This is a genomic window from Bradyrhizobium sp. SZCCHNRI3043 (assembly GCF_032377735.1).
In the GTDB taxonomy this organism is placed as follows: Bacteria; Pseudomonadota; Alphaproteobacteria; order Rhizobiales; family Xanthobacteraceae; genus Bradyrhizobium.
On sequence record NZ_JAUHID010000006.1, the window covers coordinates 63,251 to 82,591 of the forward strand.

Annotated in this window: 3 protein-coding genes (1 of these 3 running past the window's edge); all 3 read left to right on the plus strand. The window is 68.4% G+C overall.

The window, feature by feature from the left end; all coding sequences use genetic code 11:
• Tightly spaced (each overlapping or abutting the next), the 3 genes in view from QX124_RS15030 to QX124_RS15040 form a layout consistent with a single transcriptional unit that may run on beyond the window.
• Entirely contained in the window at window positions 1-9,726 is a 9,726-nt protein-coding gene (locus tag QX124_RS15030) for a non-ribosomal peptide synthetase (protein WP_315797573.1), read from the plus strand.
• Window positions 9,723-16,322 (plus strand): non-ribosomal peptide synthetase, encoded by a 6,600-nt coding sequence (locus tag QX124_RS15035; RefSeq protein ID WP_315797574.1) that lies wholly within the window; start codon window positions 9,723-9,725, stop codon window positions 16,320-16,322. Before QX124_RS15030 ends, QX124_RS15035 begins: the two co-directional genes overlap by 4 nt.
• Window positions 16,315-19,341, plus strand: the start of a protein-coding gene (locus tag QX124_RS15040; protein ID WP_315797575.1) for a non-ribosomal peptide synthase/polyketide synthase. Its footprint extends 13,380 nt past the window's final position; only the first 3,027 of its 16,407 coding nucleotides appear in the window; the start codon lies at window positions 16,315-16,317; the stop codon falls past the right edge of the window. The genes QX124_RS15035 and QX124_RS15040 overlap by 8 nt, the downstream gene beginning before the upstream one ends.

Here is a 19,341-nt window from a genome sequence, read left to right on the forward strand (position 1 = left end):
ATGCCGACACAGACCCTCGTCGAACGACTCCGCGAGCATGCCGCCTCGCGTGCCGACCATCCGGCGCTGCGCTTCATTGAAGGCGACGATGTCGTCGACGAGCTGACATTCGCGGCGCTGGATCGACGCATTCGCGCAACGGCCGCACATCTGCAGCAGCTTGCCGGCGCAGGCGAGCGCGCCGTGATTCTGCTGCCGAACGGTCCCGACTATGCCGTCGCGTTCTACGCGTGCCTCTATGCCGGGGTCATTGCCGTGCCGGCCTATCCGCCGGAAGCCGGGAAGGAGCGTTACACGAGCCGGCTCGACGGCATCCTGCGCGATGCGGCGCCGCGGCTCATTCTCACCCAGGCGCGTCTGCGCGACGCCGTCGTCGCTGCGTTCGGCGAGACCAATGCTCGTGTTGTTGCCGTCGACGAGGTGCCGGTCGATGCCGCCGCATCGTGGCGCGAGACGGACTTGCACGGCGAAGCGATCGCGTTCCTCCAATATACGTCGGGTTCGACGTCGCAGCCGAAGGGTGTCTGCGTCACTCACCGGAACCTGGTCGCCAATGAGTTCGCAATAGAGGCGGCGCTCGGCGGGACCAGGGATGACGTCTTCGTCAGCTGGCTGCCGCTCTATCACGACATGGGGTTGATGGGCGGATTGCTGAATCCGCTGTTCACGGGCTTCACGGCGGTGCTGATGTCGCCGCGCAATTTCCTGGAGCAGCCGCGGCGCTGGCTCGACGCCATCCATCGCCACGGCGGCACCTGCAGCGGCGGGCCGGACTTTGCGTTCGCGCTCTGTGCGGACCGGATCTCGGACGAAGCGATCGCGCGGCTGGACCTCGGCCGATGGCGGTTCGCGTTCTCCGGCTCGGAGTTCGTGCGCCGCGCGACGCTGGATCGATTTGCCGCGCGCTTCCGGCCGGCGGGCCTCGATCCTCGCGCGCTGACGCCGTGCTACGGCCTTGCCGAGGCGACCTTGCTGGTGACGGCAGGCGACCGCGCGAGCCGGGCGGTTTGTCACACGCTCGATCCCGCAGCGCTCGCCGGCGGGCGCGTTGCGGACGCCGGCGAGGGCACGGATCTGATGGCGTGCGGCGCCGTGGCAGACGGCCACGCCGTGCGCATCATGAGGGTCGATGCGTCCGCCGAGGCCGAGAGGAATGAGGTCGGCGAAATCTGGGTCGCAGGCCCGAGCGTCGCGCAGGGCTATTGGAACAATCCCGGGGCGACGCAGCAGACGTTCGTCGTTCGCGACGGCGCGCGCTGGCTGCGGACCGGCGACCTCGGCTTTGTCCGCGACGGCGAACTCGTCGTCACGGGAAGGCTCAAGGATCTGCTGATCGTCCGCGGCCAGAACATCTATCCATTCGATCTGGAGCAGGCCGTCGAGACCGAGGTGGCCTCGGTTCGGAAGGGACGTGTCGCGGCCTTCCCGGTCGAGATCGATGGCGTCGAAGGCATCGGCGTAGCTGCCGAGTTCAGCAGGGCAGTGCTGCGGCGAACGCCGGCCGACGTGCTGATCAAGGCGATCGGCGACGCGGTCATGCGGCAGACGCAGGAATATCCGGCGGTGGTCGTGCTGCTGAACCCGCAAGGCATGCCGCTGACCACCAGCGGCAAGCTGCAGCGGTCCGCCTGTCGCGCCAGATGGGTGCAGGGCACGCTCGATAGCTTCATGGTGTTCGAGCAGCGACGCGAGGCGGCGGACCCATCGCCGTCCCCGGAGCTTGCGACGGCGACCGAACGCCGTCTTGCGCTGATCTGGCGGGATGTGCTCCGGCGCGAGACCGTCGATCGCGACGACGACTTTTTCATGCTCGGTGGCAACTCGGTCGCAGCCGCTCAGATCACGGCGATGGTGCGCGAGCAGTTCGGAATCGAGCTCGCGCTGCGCGGCTTCTTCGATGCGCCTACGCTCGCCGCGCTCGCAGAGCTTATCGATGCGGCCGGCGCGGACGCGAAAGTGCTCCCGCCGCTGCAGCCGGCACCGGCGGGCATACGCGAGCTGCTGTCTCCCGCGCAGGAGCGGCTGTGGTTTCTCTGGAGCATGGATCCGGCCGGCACGGCCTACACTATCGCCTGCACGGTGCATTTCGACGGCCCGCTCGATCAGGCACTGATGGTGCAGGCGCTGACCGAAATCGTCGCCCGCCACGAGACGCTGCGCACCACCTTCTCCGCCCCGGATGGCCGCGTCGTGCAGGTCATCCATGCGGCGCCCGACATTCCGGTCGCGGTCGAGGATCTGCGGCGCAGCCCGGCGGCGGAGCGCGCGTCGCGGGTCGCGGCGCGGACACGCGAGGAGCTGGCGCGGCCGTTCGATCTCGTCAATGGCCCGCTGCTGCGCGCCGTGCTGATGCAGCTCGCGGACGACCGCCACGTGCTGCTGCTGTCGGCGCATCACATCGTCGCCGACGGCCTCTCGCTCGACGTGCTGCTGGCGGAGATCGCCGCGCTCTATGACGGGCTCCGGCGCGGGGCAGGGGCGCCGCCGTCCCCATCCGCCGTCCAATATGCCGACTACGCCGCATGGCAGCGGGATTGGCTTTCCGGCCCCGAGGCTGCGCAGCAGCTCGCCTACTGGCGCGGGCGGCTCGGCGACGCGGATACGCCGCTTGCATTGCCGTTCGACCGGCCGCGCCCGCCTTTACCGAGCTATCGCGGCGACACCATTCACGTCGAGATCGAGCCCGATCTGGCGCTGAGGCTCCGCGCGCTCGCCAGGGAGCATCGCGTCAGCATGTTCATGCTGCTGCTCGCCGCCTATCAGTTGCTGCTGTTCCGCTACTCCGGCCGCTCCGACCTGCGCGTCGGCGTGCCCGTCGCCGGGCGCCGCCAGGCCGAGCTGGCGTCGCTGATCGGCTGCTTCGTCAATACGCTGGTGCTGCGGGCCGACGTGGCCGACGGCATGAGCTTCGCCGAGCTGCTGGGGCAGGCGAAAGAGGAGGTCATCTCCGGGCTTGCACATCAGGATCTGCCGTTCGACCGTCTCGTCGATGCGCTGAAGCCGACCCGCTCCGGCGGCCACAATCCACTGTTCCAGGTCAAGTTCAACTACATGGCCGCGCCGGCCGGATTTGCGCTCGGCGATGGCCTGCACGCCCAGCCGCGCATCGTCGATCTCGCCGGCTCGCATTTCGATCTCGCGCTCGACATCATCGACGGCCCAACGGGCATGAATGCGAGCCTGAATTTCGCAACTGATTTGTTCGATGCGGCCACGGTCGAGCGGATCGGGAGCCAGCTCGTCGATTTCCTGCGGCAGATCGCGGCGGGCATCGACCGGCCGCTGCGCGACTTCGCAATCGCGCGAGACGTCAGGCAGGTCGTCGCGGCGGAGGTGAAGAGCTTCCCATCGATGGACATCCTCGATCTGATCGACGCTGCGTTCGCGGGCCGCGACGATCGGATCGCGCTGCGCCAAGGACAGGACACCGTCAGCGTCGCCGAGCTCGTGGGTTGGTCGGACCAGATCGCGCGCATGCTCGTTGCGGCGGGCGTCACGCGTGAGACGCCGGTGGCGCTGTGGATCGAGCGGTCGCCGAGCTTCGTCGCGGCGCTGCTCGGCGTCTTGAAGGCGGGCGGCGCCGCCGTGCCGCTCGATCCGGCGTGGCCGGTGGCGCGTGTTGACCGTATTCTTCACGATGGTGGCATCGACATCCTGGTCGCGACCGGCGAATGCCTCGCTGCGGCGAGCGCGTTGCAATGCGTCGCGCTGGATGGCGAGCCGCGCAGCGATGCGTCTCGCGGCGAGTTTATTCGCCCGCACGTTCATCCGGCGCAGACTGCCTACATCATCTACACGTCGGGCTCGACCGGCGCGCCCAAGGGCGTCGCCGTGTCACACGGTGCACTTGCCAACTATGTGCAGGCGCTATTGTCCCGGCTGCGGCCACGCGCCGACGCGAGCATGGCGATGGTCTCGACCGTTGCCGCCGATCTCGGCCACTCCGTGCTGTTCGGCGCACTCGCGAGCGGCGCAACCTTGAATCTTCTTCCGGCCGATGCCGCGTTCGATGCGGATGCGTTTGCGCAAGCGATGCGCGACGGCGAGGTCGGCGTCCTCAAGATCGTGCCGAGCCATCTGCGCGGCCTGTTGCGGGCGCAGCGGTCGGCCGACGTTCTGCCGCGCGACATGCTGATTCTCGGCGGCGAGGCTTGCGATCCCGGCTTGATCGAAGAGGTCCGCCGGCTGCGGCCGCACTGCCGGATCGTCAATCACTACGGCCCGACCGAGACGACGGTCGGCGTGACGACCCATGAGTGGACGGACGCCGAGGCCAAAGGTGTGCTGCCGGTCGGATTGCCGCTTGCCAACCTGCGCGCCTACGTTCTCGACGATACGCTGAATATCGTCCCGGCCGGGGTCACCGGTGAACTCTATGTGGGCGGCGCCGGGCTGGCGCGCGGCTATCGCGGTGCGCCTGGACAGACGGCCGAGCGCTTCATTCCCGATCCGTTCGGACCCGCAGGCGAATGCCTCTACCGGACCGGCGATTTGGTGCGCTGTGATCAAGCGGGCCGGATCGTGTTCCTGGGCCGGCGCGATGATCAGGTGAAGCTGCGCGGCTACCGCGTCGAGCCCGCCGAGATCTGCCGCGCGATCACATTGCTGAGCGGCATCGCCGATGCAGCCGTCGTGGCCCGCGCCGTCGATGCTGAGCAGGAGCGCCGGGAGCTCGTGGCCTATTGTGTCGCTGCGGCCGGCGTCGTGTTGCAGCCGGAGGCGCTACGGCAGCAACTCTCGGCGATGCTGCCGGACTACATGGTGCCGTCGCGCATCGTCGTGCTCGACCGGCTGCCGCTGACCGCCAACGGCAAGCTCGACCGCGCGGCGCTGCCGCAGCCGGACGAGGACGCCGTGCTATCCTATGCCGCCCCGGCCGGCGCGGTGGAGGAGACAATCGCCGCGGTCTGGCAGGACGTGCTGGGCCGCGAGCGGATTGGCCGCAATGACAATTTCTTCGAGCTCGGCGGCGACTCCATCCTCAGCCTGCAGATCATCGCGCGGCTGCGCAAGCGCGGCGTCATGCTGACGCCGAAGCAGATGTTCGCGCAGCAGACGATAGCGGCGCTGGCCGGCGTGGTTGCGACCACCTCCGCGCCGGCCATCACGCCGCCGGCAGCAGCACGCAACGCAATGAACGCCTGCGCTGCGGAGCTGCTGCCGATCCAATTGCGCTTCTTCGCGGAGGATATCTCCAACCGCGATCACTTCAACCAGGCGGTGCTGCTGATCCCGCGGGACCGGATCGACTGGAGCGTGCTGCAGCGGGCGCTCGCTGCCGTCGTGGGGCATCACGATGCGCTTCGCATGACGTATCGGCAGGTCGCGGGTGAATGGCAGGCGGTGCCGTCCGACCTGCCTGCCGCGCCTGAGCTGCTTTGGCTCCGCACGGCAGTCGAGCCGGCCGACGTCAGCGCGATCGCGTCGGCGGCGCAGGCGAGCCTGTCATTGGCATCGGGATCTCTGCTGCGCGCCGTCGGATTCGACATGCGCGACGGCAGCCAGCGGCTGCTGGTCGCCATTCACCATCTCGCCGTCGATGGCGTGTCATGGCGGATTCTGCTCGAGGACATCGCGTCGGCTTGCGAGCAGCTGACGGGGCAGGCGGGCGCCGTCAACCTGCCGCCCCAGAGCTCCACGCCGTCCTCCTGGGTGCAGCGACTGCGAGCGCATGCGGCCTCCGACCGGCTCGGAGACGAACTGCCGTTCTGGCTGGCGTCCTCCCACGGCAGCGAGCTGCCCTGCGACGACGACCATGGTGGCACCGACGTCGAAGCCGACGCCGAGGAGGTCGTGCTGAACCTCGAGGCGGAGCTGACCGAACGGCTGCTCGATGCCGCGCCTGCGGCCTATCGCACGCAGGTCAACGACCTGCTGCTGGCTGCGCTGGCGCGTGCGGTCTGGAACTGGCGTGGGATCGATGGCGTCGTGATCGAGCTCGAAGGCCACGGCCGCGAGGATGTCCTTGCGGACTGTGACCTCACACGGACGGTGGGCTGGTTCACGACCGCATTCCCGGTCCGTCTCGACAGCGGCAGCGAGACCGACGGCGCGCTCATCACCCGCGTCAAGGAGACGCTGCGCGCCGTGCCCGATCGCGGGCTCGGCTATGGAGTGCTGCGCCATCTCGGTGCGAAGGAGCATCGCGAGGCGCTGGCCGCGGTGCCGAACCCGCGCATCGTCTTCAACTATCTCGGCCGCTTCGATGGCCAGCTCGGCGCGTCGGCGCCGTACCGGATTGCGCCGGAAAACCCGGGACCGATGCGAGCCGCCGACACGCCGTTGCGGGCCTGGCTCACCATCAACGGCGAGGTGCGTGACGGGCAGCTGCGTCTCGGTTTCCGCTATGGCAGCCGGCGCTATCGGCGCGCGACCGTCGAACGGCTCGCGGAGCTCTATCGTGCGGCGCTGCACGGTCTCGTCGATCATTGCCTCGGCGGCGCCGGCGGTCTCACGCCGTCCGACGTTTCGCTCGCGGGGCTCGATCAGGCGGCGCTCGACCGGCTCTGCGCGACGATCGACTGTCGCTCCGTCGAGGACATCTATCCGCTGTCGCCGATGCAGCAGGGCTTGCTGTTCCATGCCCTGCGCGATGGCGCTGATGATGTCTATGTCAACCAGCTCTCGATCGAGCTCCGGGGCGTGACGCCGGCGCGGTTGCGTGCGGCATGGCAGGCGGCGAGTGCGCGGCATGCGGTGCTGCGGACTGGATTCGTCTGGCAGCAATTGTCCGGAGCGGCCCAGCAGATCGTGTACCGGCAGCTCGACGTGCCCGTCGTCGAGGAGGATTGGCGCAGCCGTATCGCTGATGGGGCCGCGGCGGCGGATATCGAGGCGGCGCTTGCGGAGGCGGCACGGCGCGAGCGTGAGCTCGGCTTCGACATCACCCGGCCGCCGCTGCAGCGGCTGCGGCTGATCCGGCTCGGCGATGACAGGCTGTGGCTGATCTGGACGCATCATCACATCGTGATCGATGGCTGGAGCTCGGCGCGGCTGCTCGCAGACGTGCTGCAGCAGATCGGCGGCGCAGCGCCGTCGGCGGCGCAAGCCAGTTATCGCGACTACATCGCCTGGCTGCAGACGCGCGACCACGCGGCGGCCGTGGATTTCTGGCGCGAGACGCTGCGCGGCTTCGATGAGCCCACGCCGCTCGCCGACGCCTTGCGCGCGAGCAGCGCGATCGACGCTGCGAGCGGCCACGGCCGGCTGACGCTGCGCGTGGACGTCGATCTCGCTGCCCGCCTGCGGCGGTTCGCGACGCAGCAGCGCATCACGATGAATACGCTGCTGCAAGGGGCCTGGGCCCAATTGCTGCGGCAGTATACCGGGCAAAGCTCGGTCTGCTTTGGCGTGACGGTCTCGGGCCGTCCGGCCGAGCTTGCCGGCGCCGAGCACATGGTCGGCCTCTTCATCAACACGCTGCCGCTGATCGACCGCGCGCACCCGCAGACCGCGACCGGCGATTGGCTGCGAACCCTTCAGGCGCAGAGCGTCGCGGCGCGCGACTATGAGTGGCTGCCGCTGCACGAGATCCAGCGCCTCGCCGACAGGGCCGGGCAGCCCCTGTTCGACAGCCTGATGGTGTTCGAGAACTATCCGATCGATCAGGCGCTCACCGCGCGCAACGGTGCCGGGCCGCAGATCGGGCGGGTCGAACATGTGACGCCGACCAGTTATCCGATCGCGGTCATCGTGTTCGACGGACCCGAGGGCCTGCGCCTCGACTTCAACTACGATCGTGCGCAATTGGACGAGCACGCGATTCGACGGGTGAGCGCGTCGTTGCGGGACTGGCTGATGCAGATTTCGGCGGATGCCACCCGTCCGACCGGCAGCCTTCGAATGGTCGATGGGGAGGCGCTGGCGTGGCTCTTGCGCTGGAGTGGAGCTGCGATTGGCGAGACGTCATCCCCACGTCCGTTGATCGACGCAGCGCCCGGCGTGGTGGCGCAGATCGAGGCGCGGGCGAAGGTTGTCCCGGACGCGGTTGCGATCGTCAGCGGCGACCGCCGGATCAGCTACGGCGAGTTGAACGCGCGCGCAAACCGGCTGGCGCGGCGACTGCGCGCGCGCGGGATCGGCGCCGATGTCGTGGTCGGACTGGCGCTGGAGCGCGACGCCGAGATGATCGTCGCGCTGCTCGCCGTGCTGAAGGCGGGTGCGGCCTACCTGCCGCTCGACCCGGATTATCCGGCCGAGCGTCTTGCTCACATGCTGAGCGACAGCGGCGCGAGGCTTCTGCTGACGCAAGCTGGGCTGCAGGATCGGTTCGCGCTTGCGCTGGCCGACAGCGGAGCCGAGGCCTGGCTGCTCGATCGCGACGATGATGCGGGCGACGCCGACAATCTCGGCAGCACCATCCATCCGGAGAGCCTCGCCTACGTCATCTATACCTCGGGCTCGACCGGCCTGCCCAAGGGCGTGATGGTGCGTCACGGCGCAGTGACGAACTTCCTGGCGACGATGGCCGAGCAGCCAGGGATCGCATCCGACGACCGGGTGCTGGCATTGACCTCGCTGTCGTTCGACATCGCGGTGCTGGAGCTGTGGCTGCCGCTGACACGGGGCGCCCGGATCGTGCTGGCCGATCGCGCCTCGGCGCAGGATCCGATGGCGCTGAAGGCGATCGTGGCCAGGCACGGCGTGACCATGATCCAGGCGACGCCGTCGAGCTGGCGCATGCTGCTCGATCATGACGGGACCGCGCTGCCTCGTCGCTGTCGCGTACTCTGCGGCGGCGAGGCGCTGGCTCCCGATCTGGCACGGCGGCTCGTCGCGCTGAGCGGCGAGGTCTGGAACATGTATGGGCCGACCGAGACCACGGTGTGGTCTGCGCGCCACCGGCTCGATTCCAATGATCCTATGCCGGTGCTGGGTGGTCCGATCGGCAACACCACGCTCTACGTGCTCGACGCCAATCTCAATCTGGCGCCGCCCGGCGTGACCGGCGAACTGTTCATCGGCGGCGAGGGACTGGCGCGCGGCTATTGGAGGCGCGCCGGGCTCAGCGCAGAGCGCTTCGTTCCCGATCCGTTGGGCGGTGCTGGTGCGCGGTTGTACCGGACCGGCGATCTGGCGCGCTGGCGTGCCGATGGCACGCTCGACTATGTCGGCCGCGCCGATCACCAGGTCAAGATGCGCGGACATCGCATCGAGCTCGGCGAGATCGAGGCGCGGCTGCGCGCACTGCCCGGCGTTCGCGACAGCGTCGTGGTCGCGCAGGAGTTCGGCGGCGGGCGGCACCTGATCGGCTATGTCAGCAGTGACAGCACCCTCGACGGCGGCGACTTGCGCGCGATGCTCACGGCCATGCTGCCGGACTACATGGTGCCGTTGCGCGTCATCGTGCTGCCGCGGCTGCCGCTGACGCCGAACGGCAAGGTCGACCGCAAGGCGCTGCCGCTGGCGTCACAAGGCGAGGCGGGGGACGACTATCAGGCTCCGGTCGGTGAGATCGAGATCATCGTGGCCGGCATCTGGGCGGAACTGCTCGGCCTCGATCGCATCGGGCGGGACGATCACTTCTTCAGGCTCGGCGGCCACTCTCTGCTGGCGGTACGGCTGCTCAGCCGTGTCGCGCAGGAGTTCGGCACGTCGGTGCAATTGTCCGAGCTGTTCGCTCATCCGGAATTGGCGGAATTCGCGCGCGTCCTCTCGATCAGTCTGATCGAGCAGGAGTTCGCCGAAGGTGAGCTCCAGGAACTGATGACGGCGGAGCTATCATGAGCGGACAATCAGGACGGTCTCTTCTGCGTGACCTCGATCTGGAGACGCTGCGCCGGTTGGCATCGCGCGCGCGACAGCGCGGCCGCAACGCCGCCAGACGCGACACAAGCACGATCCCGATCGTCGATCGCGGGGGCCGGCTGCCGCTCTCCTTCGCGCAGCAGCAGCTGTGGCTGCTGGCGCAGCTCGATGGCGGAAGCGCGAATTATCACATCGACGTGGCGCTGCGGTTGCGCGGCCGGCTCGACATCGGCGCATGGCGCCGCAGCCTCGACCGCCTGTTCTCCCGGCACGAGGCGCTGCGGACGGTCTTTGTCGCCGAGGACGGCGAGCCGCGAATTGCGCTGCTGCCGTCCGACACCAGCCTGCCGCTGGAGATGCATGATCTTCGCGGCCGGCCGGACCGCGAGAAGCAGCTGGGCGACGTGCTGGATGAGTGCACGCGCGCGCCGTTCGATCTCGCTCGGGGGCCGCTGATCCGCAGCCATTTGATCCGTCTGGGCGATGATGATCACGTCGTTCTGCTCAGCCAGCACCACATCATCTCCGACGGATGGTCGATGGGCGTCATCGTCCGCGAGCTCTCGGCGCTGTATGGCGCCTTCGCCGCAGGCGGCGATGATCCGTTGCCGCCGCTCGCGATTCAGTATCCGGACTATGCAGCATGGCAGCGCCATTCGCTGACGGCAGATCGACTGCAGCGGCAGCTCGATCATTGGACCGCCGTGCTGCGCGACGCGCCATCCTTGCTGACATTGCCGACCGACCGTGGGCGTTCTGCGCCGCGATCCAACGCCGGCGCCGCGGTGCCGGTGGAGATCGACGACGGTCTATCGGCCGACATCAGGCGGCTGGGCCACGCGCTCGGCGCCACCCCGTTCGTCATCGTGCTGGCGGCCTGGGCCATCGTGCTGTCGCGGTTGGCGGGCCAGCAGGATCTCGTGATCGGCACGCCGAGCGCCAATCGGATGCGTTCGGAGCTCGAAGGCCTAGCCGGCTTCTTCGTCAACATGCTGGCGCTGCGGCTCGACCTCTCGCATGGTCCTGCTGTCGCCGAGCTGATCGACCGCGTCAAGACGGCGGTCCTCGCGGCGCAGGATCATCAGGATCTTCCGTTCGAGCTCCTGGTCGAGGCGCTCCAGCCGCCGCGGCATCCGGAATACACGCCGGTGTTCCAGGTGGTGTTCGCGTGGCAGAGTAACGATGTCGGCTCGTTCGCACTGCCCGGCCTGGCGGTCGAACGCCTTGCGATCGAGCAGCACAAGATCAAGTTCGATCTCGAGCTCGATCTCAGCGAAAGTGGCGGCCGCATCACTGGCAAGCTCAACTACGCGACGGCGCTGTTCGACGCCGATACCGTACAGCGCTATCGCTTCTATCTGTTGGCTGCGCTGCGCGCCATGGTCGCCGACACCAGCCAGCCGGTCGATCGGATCGAGCTGCTGCCGGCCGAGGAACGTACGCTGCTGCTGGATGTCTGGAACCGGACGCAGTCGTTCACGCCAGCCGACTGCTGCATCCAGGAGCTCATCGCAGAGCAGGCGCGCCGCCGCCCCTCCGCCGTGGCGCTGGTGCATGGCGCGGTCAGCTTGAGCTATCGCGAGCTCGAGCTGCGCGCCAATCGCCTCGCACATCATCTCGTTGCGCTGGGCGCCGGTCCGGACCGGCTGGTCGCGATCTGCCAGCAGCGCGGCATCGATGCGATCGTCAGCATGCTCGCGGTTCTCAAAGCGGGAGCGGCCTATCTGCCGCTTGACCCTGCCTATCCGCCGCAGCGGCTGCGCGAGACCGTGGCCGATGCTCAGCCGACGCTGTTGCTCTGTGACGGTGAGAGCGCCAGCACGCTCGGCAGCGTGGCGCACCCTGTGATCGATGTGGAAAGCGATGCGCCGGCCTGGAGCCGGCTGCCGGAGAGCGCACCGGATGTTGCTGCCCGTGGCCTGACGCCGCGCAATCTCGCCTATGTCATCTACACGTCGGGCTCGACCGGACAGCCGAAGGGCGTGATGGTCGAGCACCACGGCCTGGTCAATCTCGCGCAGGCCCAGATCGGGCTGTTCGACACCGGTCCGCACAGCCGGATCGTGCAATTCGCCTCCTTCAGCTTCGACGCAAGCGTGTGGGACATCGTCATGGCGCTTTGTGCTGGTGCCGAGCTGCATCTGCTCGGAAGCCGCGAGCATCGCGACGCGCCGGAGCTGTTGAATTATCTCGTCGAACATCGCATCACCCACGCCACCTTGCCGCCCGCGATGCTGCAGGGCCGCTCGGACCTCGCCCGGCTCTCCGGGCTCGAGGTGCTGGTTCTCGCCGGCGAGTTGCCAAGGCCGGAGCTGTTCGAAGCGCTGCCGCCCGAGATTGCGGTCTTCAACGCCTACGGGCCGACGGAAGCGACCGTCTGCGCCACCGCATGGCGCCGTCCGCCCGGCTTCGCCGGCGGTGTCGTCTCCATCGGTCGCCCGATCGCCAACGCGCGGATCTATCTGCTCGACGCCCAGGGCATGCCGGTGCCGCGCGGCGCCGTGGGCGAGATCTGGATCGGCGGGGCAGGGGTTGCCCGCGGCTATCTCAACCGTCCCGATCTGTCGGCGCAGCGCTTTGCTGCGGATCCCTTCGATCGTTCGGCCGATGCACGGATGTATCGAACCGGTGATCTCGGCCGCCATCTCGCCGACGGCAACATCGAATTCCTGGGCCGCAACGACCATCAGGTGAAGATCCGCGGCTTCCGCATCGAGCTCGGCGAGATCGAGCATCGGCTGAATGCGCAGGCCGGCGTGCGGGACTCGGCAGTCCTGGCGCGGCGCGATGCGCAGGGCGATCTCACGCTCGTCGCCTATGTGGTGCCGGCGGACGATGCAGGTGATCCCAGCGCATGGGCTGCGCGCCTGCGCACGCAATTGCAGGCGTGTCTTCCGGACTACATGGTTCCGTCGGCGATCGTTCACCTCGATGCGTTTCCGCTGACGCCCAACGGGAAGGTCGACCGGCAGGTGCTGCCGGCGCCGGACGACGAGGCGTTCTCGCACGCCACCTATGATCCTCCCCAGGGCGAAGCCGAGCAGACGCTCGCTGCCATCTGGCGCGAGTTGCTTGGCGTCGAGCGCGTCGGCCGCAACGATCACTTCTTCGAGCTCGGCGGCCATTCGCTGCTCGTCGTCCGCATGCTGGACCGGCTGAAGCGCCATGCGCTGACGATCGATGCGCAGATGGTGTTCGCCAAGCCGGTGCTGCGCGATCTCGCGGCCAGCCTGCGGCAAAGCGAGGAGACCGCAATTCCTGACAACCCGATCACGGCGCAGAGCCCGGTCATCACGCCGGACATGCTGCCGCTGATCGCGCTGAGCCAGGACGAGATCGACCGCGCGGTGGGCCGTGTGCCGGGCGGCGTCGCCAACGTCCAGGACATCTACGCGCTGTCGCCGTTGCAGGAGGGAATCCTGTTCCATCATCTGCTCGCGACCAAGGGCGACCCCTACGTGCTGGTCGCGCAGATGGCATTTGCGGGCCGTGATCTGCTGGATCGCTATCTTGCGGCCGTTCAGGACGTGATCGACCGGCATGACGTCCTGCGGACGTCATTCCTCTGGGATGAACTGTCGGTGCCGGTGCAGGTGGTCTGGCGCCAGGCACCGCTAAGCGTCACCGAAGTTGAGCTCGAAGGCAACGAGCCGGCCCAGGTCGAGCTGGCGCGCCGCTTCGATCCGCGATCCTGCCGGCTCGATCTGACCCAGGCGCCATTGCTGCGTCTCGTTGTCGCCCGCGACCCACGAAATGATCGCCTGCTGCTGCTGGTCCTGCTGCATCACATGGTCGGCGACCATTCCACCCTGGAGGCGTTGCATGAGGAGGTGCAACTGATCCTGTCGGGACGCCGTACTGCTCTGCCTCCGCCGATTCCGTTCCGCAATCTCGTCGCCGAGACTCGCAAGCCGGGCGGACAGGATGCTCAGCAGCGCTTCTTCCGCAGCATGCTTGCCGACATCGATGCGCCGACGGCGCCGTTCGGATTGATCGAGGTGCGCAGCGACGGCGCCGGCGTGCGCGAGGCAAAGCTGCCCCTGCCGGCTGCGCTCGATGCAGGGCTGCGCGCGCAGGCGCGCCGCCTGGGGGCGAGCCTCGCCAGCCTCTGTCATGTCGCCTGGGGGCAGGTGCTGGCGCGCAGCAGTGGGCGCGAGCAGGTCGTGTTCGGCACCGTGCTGCTCGGCCGCATGCAGGCTGGCCATGATACCGGCCGCAGCCTGGGCCTGTTCATCAACACGCTGCCGTTGCGGCTCGATCTCGACGGCACGTCGGTTGAGGACAGCGTTCGCGCAACGCATGCGCGGCTGGCGGAGCTGATGGTTCATGAGCATGCCTCGCTGGCAATGGCCCAGCGTTGCAGCGGCGTCGCGCCGCCGACGCCGCTGTTCTCCGCGATCCTGAACTATCGGCACGGCCAGCGGCAGGACGCGCGGGCAGACGCGCAGCCCATCCAGGCTCTGCGTGGCGTCGAATGGCTCGGTGGCGAGGAGCGTACCAACTATCCGCTGATGCTGGCGGTGGATGACGACGGTCATGGACTTCACCTGACGGTCCAGGCCGTGGCGCCGGTTGCGCCCGAGCGGGTCGGCGCGATGATGCAGCAGTCGCTCGATCGGCTGGCGCTGGCGCTCGAAGCGGCGCCGCACGCGCCGGTGCGCCAGCTCGATGTCGTTCCAGAGGACGATCGCGCGCGGCTGCTGCGCGCTTGGAATGCGACGGCTGTCAGCTTCGCGGATACGCTCTGCGTGCACCGGCAGTTCGAGGTGCATGCGGCGCGATCTCCCGATGCGATCGCGCTCGTACACGGGCAGGAGACGATCAGCTACGGCGCGCTGAATGCGCGGGCGAACCGCCTGGCGCGGCGGCTCAGGGATCGCGGCATCGGGCCGGATGTTGTGGTCGGGCTGGCGCTGGAGCGCGGCGTCACGATGATGGTTGCGCTGCTCGCGGTGCTCAAAGCGGGCGGGGCCTATCTTCCGCTCGATCCGGACTATCCGGCCGAGCGGCTCGCGCACATGCTGAACGACAGCGGCGCCAAGCTGCTGCTGATGCAAGCCACGCTCCACGACCGCTTCGCGCCGGTGCTGGCCCGGAGCGAGGCCGAGGCATGGCTGCTCGAGGTGGCGGCTGGCGAGGGCCTCGGCCAGACCGATAATCTTGCTGTCGACGTGCATCTGGAGAGCCTCGCTTACGTCATCTACACCTCCGGCTCCACCGGTCGGCCCAAGGGCGTGATGGTGCGTCACGCCGCGGTGACGAACTTCCTGACGACGATGGCCGAGCAGCCGGGCATCGCGGCCGACGACCGCGTGCTGGCGTTGACCTCGTTGTCGTTCGACATCGCCGTGCTGGAGCTGTGGCTGCCGCTGACCCATGGCGCCCGGATCGTGCTCGCCGACCGTGCCGCTGCCCATGATCCGGTGGCGCTCAAGGCGATGGTGGCACGGCACGGCGTGACCATGGTCCAGGCGACGCCGTCGAGCTGGCGCATGCTGCTCGATCACGACGCGGCCGATACACACGAGACGGCTCCATGGCTGCCGAAGGGCTGTCGCTTGCTGAGCGGCGGGGAGGCGCTGGCCTCGGACCTGGCGCGGCGGCTGGGCGCGCTGGGCAGCGAGGTCTGGAACCTGTATGGGCCGACCGAGACCACGGTGTGGTCGGCGCGTCACCGCCTCGATGCGACCGATCCGTTGCCGCTGCTCGGCAGCCCGATCGGCAACACCCGGTTGTACGTGCTCGACACCGAACTCAATCTGGCGCCGGTCGGCGTCACTGGCGAGCTCTTCGTCGGCGGTGACGGGCTCGCGCGCGGCTATTGGAAACGCGCTGCGCTGAGTGCCGAGCGCTTCATTCCGGATCCGTTCGGCAGCGACGGCGCGCGGCTGTACCGGACCGGGGACCTCGCGCGCTGGCGGGCCGACGGCGTGCTCGACTATGTCGGCCGCGCCGATCATCAGGTGAAGATCCGCGGACATCGGATCGAGCTCGGCGAGATCGAGGTGCGGCTGCGGGAGCAGCTGGGCGTGCGCGACAGCGTCGTCGTGGCGCAGGAGCTCGGCGGCGGCCGTCAATTGGTCGGCTATGTCAGCAGCGAGGATACGCTCGACGGCGGCGGCCTCCGCGCTGCGCTCGCAGCAGCGCTGCCGGACTACATGGTTCCGTCGCGCGTGATCGTGCTGCCGGAGCTGCCGCTGACGCCGAACGGCAAGATCGACCGCAAGGCGCTGCCGCGGCCCGATGTCGGGGCTCCCGAAGCGCATCGCATCGCCCCGCGCAATCCGACCGAGGCCGCACTCGCGGCGATCTGGGCAGAGCTGCTGCACAGGCCGGACGTCGGCGTCACCGACAATTTCTTCGAGCTCGGCGGCGACTCGCTGGTGGCCGTCCAGCTCGTCGGCCGCATCAAGCGCGATCTCGCGTGGGAGGTGCCGCTGAAGCGGTTGTTCGAACTGACCACGATCGAGGCCATAGCGTCTGCGCTCGCCGCGGACCCGCCGACGAGCAGGCGGAGTGACGACATCGCCGCCATGTTCGATCTGCTTGAGGAAGTCGAGTTTGCCAATGAATGATCAGTCCGGACTCCAGGCCCAGCAGCTCGGCGAAATCGCGCGTCGATTGGTGCGTCTCGATGCGTCGAAGCAGCGCGCGTTCCTGACGCAGTTGGCGGCCAAGGGGATCGATCTGTCGATCTTGCCGATCGCCCGGCAGCATCTGCAGCGCGCGCCGTTATCGTTCGCGCAGGCCCGCCTCTGGTTCCTGTGGCGGATGGATCCGGGCGGCTCCGCCTACAACATGCCGGTCGCGATCCGCCTGCGGGGTCGGCTTGATGTTGGTGCGCTCCAAAGGGCGCTCGATGAACTCGTCATGCGCCATGCCGCGCTCCGCACGACGTTCCGGCAGGACGACGGCGAGGCGGAGCAGATCGTAGGGTTGCCGGCGCCTGTCGCGCTTCGCCGCATCGAGATCGCGGGCGATGACCGCGAGCAGCGGGCGAGCCGGCTGCTGCGTGAGGAAGCGGCGTTGCCGTTCGATCTGGAATCCGGACCGCTGCTGCGCGCGGCGCTGCTGGGTCTTGGCGAGCACGACCATGTCCTCTCGGTCACGCTGCATCACATCGTCGCCGATGGCTGGTCGATGCAGGTCCTCACCGAGGAGTTCTGGCAGCTCTATCGCGCCGCCGTCCGCGGCGAGACCGCCTCACTGCCGGCGCTCGAGATCGACTACGCCGATTTCGCCGCCTGGCAGCGACTGTGGCTCGGTGCCGTCGAGGAGGAGCGGCAGCTCCGCTACTGGACCGGCCGTCTCCATGACACGGCCATGCTGCCGCTGCCGTTCGATCGGCCCAGGTCAGCCCAGGCCGATCAATCCGGCGATGCCATACGGCTGTCGCTCGGGGCGGAGCTTGCCGATCGCCTGCGCGAGCTGGCGCGGGGACAGCACACGACGTTGTTCGTCGTTCTGCTGGCGGCGCTGAAGCTGGTGCTCTATCGCTACAGCGGCCAGCCCGACATCAGCATCGGCGTTCCGCTCGCCAATCGCGACCGGTCGGAGACGCGGCGTCTGATCGGCCTGCTGGTCAACACCCAGGTGCTGCGCACACGGATCGACAGCCGGAGCACGATCGCCGACGTCATTCACGCCCTGCGCGAGGCCTCGCTCGAGGCCCAGGATCACCAGGATCTTCCGTTCGAGCGGCTGCTCGACGTGCTGCAGCCGCAGCGCAGCCTAAGCCAGACTCCGCTATTCCAGGTGCTCTATAACCATCAGCACCGGCGCGAGCCGGCGCATGCGCCGGCTGCGTCCGAATTGCAGATCGAGACGATCGCGGCAGAGATCGACACGGTGAAATTCGACCTCGCTCTCGACAGCGAGGAGGCGCCGTCGGGAGACGTCTCGGCGCTGTTCTCCTTTGCCACCGCGCTGTTCGACCGGTCGACCATCGCACGGTTCGCCGGGCATTGGCTCACGATCCTACAGGCGATGGTCGCGGATCCCACACGTCGGATCGCGGCATTGGAGCTGTTGTCGGCCCGGCAACGCGACGACGTCAGACAGTGGAACGCTTGCCCTCCCGCGCTCGTGCCGTTCCAGCCGGTGCATCGGATGTTCGCCCGGCACGCAAAGGAGACGCCGAGCGCAGCGGCCCTGGTGTTTGGGGCCGAGACGATCACCTATCAGGCGCTCGATCGCCGCGCCAACGCCATCGCACAGCATCTTGCAACGCTCGGCGTTCGTCCCGGCGAGCTCGTCGGGCTCTCGATGCGGCGCTCGCCCGATCTCGTCGCCGGTTTTGTTGCCGTCCTGAAGGCCGGCGCGGCCTATCTGCCGCTCGATCCTGATCATCCGCCAGCGCGGCTTGCCGCCACCGTTCGAGATGCCGGCGCGCGCGTCGTGCTGGTCGATGCGGCGGGACGATCGCAATGGCCGCCGATGCCGGGGATCGCGGTCGTCGATCTCGGCGCGATGGCGGCTGAGACGACGGAGAGCGACCCGGCGGTCGATGTCCATCCCGCGAGCCTCGCCTACGTGATCTATACGTCCGGCTCCACCGGCGTGCCGAAGGGCGTTGCGGTCGCTCACGGATCGTTCGCAATGCATTGCGAGGCCACCGCCGAGCTCTACGAGATGGGCCGGCAGTCGCGCGAGCTGCACTTCCTCTCCTTCACGTTCGACGGCGCGCATGAGCGGTTGTGGACCGCGCTGGGCTGCGGCGCGACCTTGGTGATGCGTGATGCCGATCTCTGGTCGGCGGAGAAGACGCTCGACGTGATGGGCGCGCAGCGGGTGACCAATGCCGGCTTTCCGCCGGCCTATCTGCAGCAGCTCGCCGACTTCGCGGCGTGGAGCGGCGATCCGCCGCCCGTGTCGCTGTATTCGTTCGGCGGCGAGGCGATGCCCAAATCCGGCTTCGACAAGGTCAGGCAGGCGCTGCGGCCGCGCAAGCTGATCAATGGCTATGGTCCGACGGAGACGGTGGTCACACCGCTGGTCTGGAAGGTCGACGCCGATGCCGAGATCGACTGCGGCTATGCGCCGATCGGCCGTCCAGTCGGCCGGCGCTCGGCCTATGTTCTCGACGGCGATCTCAACATCGTTCCGGTCGGCGTCACCGGCGAGCTTCATATCGGCGGCGAGGGGCTCGCGGCCGGCTATTGGAATCGGCCGGCGCTGACGGCGGAGCGCTTCATCCCCGATCCGTTCGGCGCACCTGGCGCGCGGCTGTATCGCACCGGCGATCTGGCGCGCTGGCGCGCCGATGGCGTGATCGACTATGTCGGACGGTCCGACCATCAGCTCAAGATCCGCGGCTTTCGCATCGAGCCGGGCGAGGTCGAGGCACGGCTGACGCGGCAGACGGGTGTTCGGTCGGCGGTGGTGGTGGCACGCGAGATCGCCGGACGCCAGCAGCTCATCGGCTATGCCTGCGGCGAGGATGGCCTCGACGAGACGGGGCTGCGCGCGGCGTTGTCCGAGGAGCTGCCGGACTACATGGTTCCGGCCCGCATCGTACTGATGTCGCGGATGCCGCTCACGGCGCATGGCAAGGTCGATCGCGACGCCTTGCCGGCGCCCGAGCAGTTGTCTGCT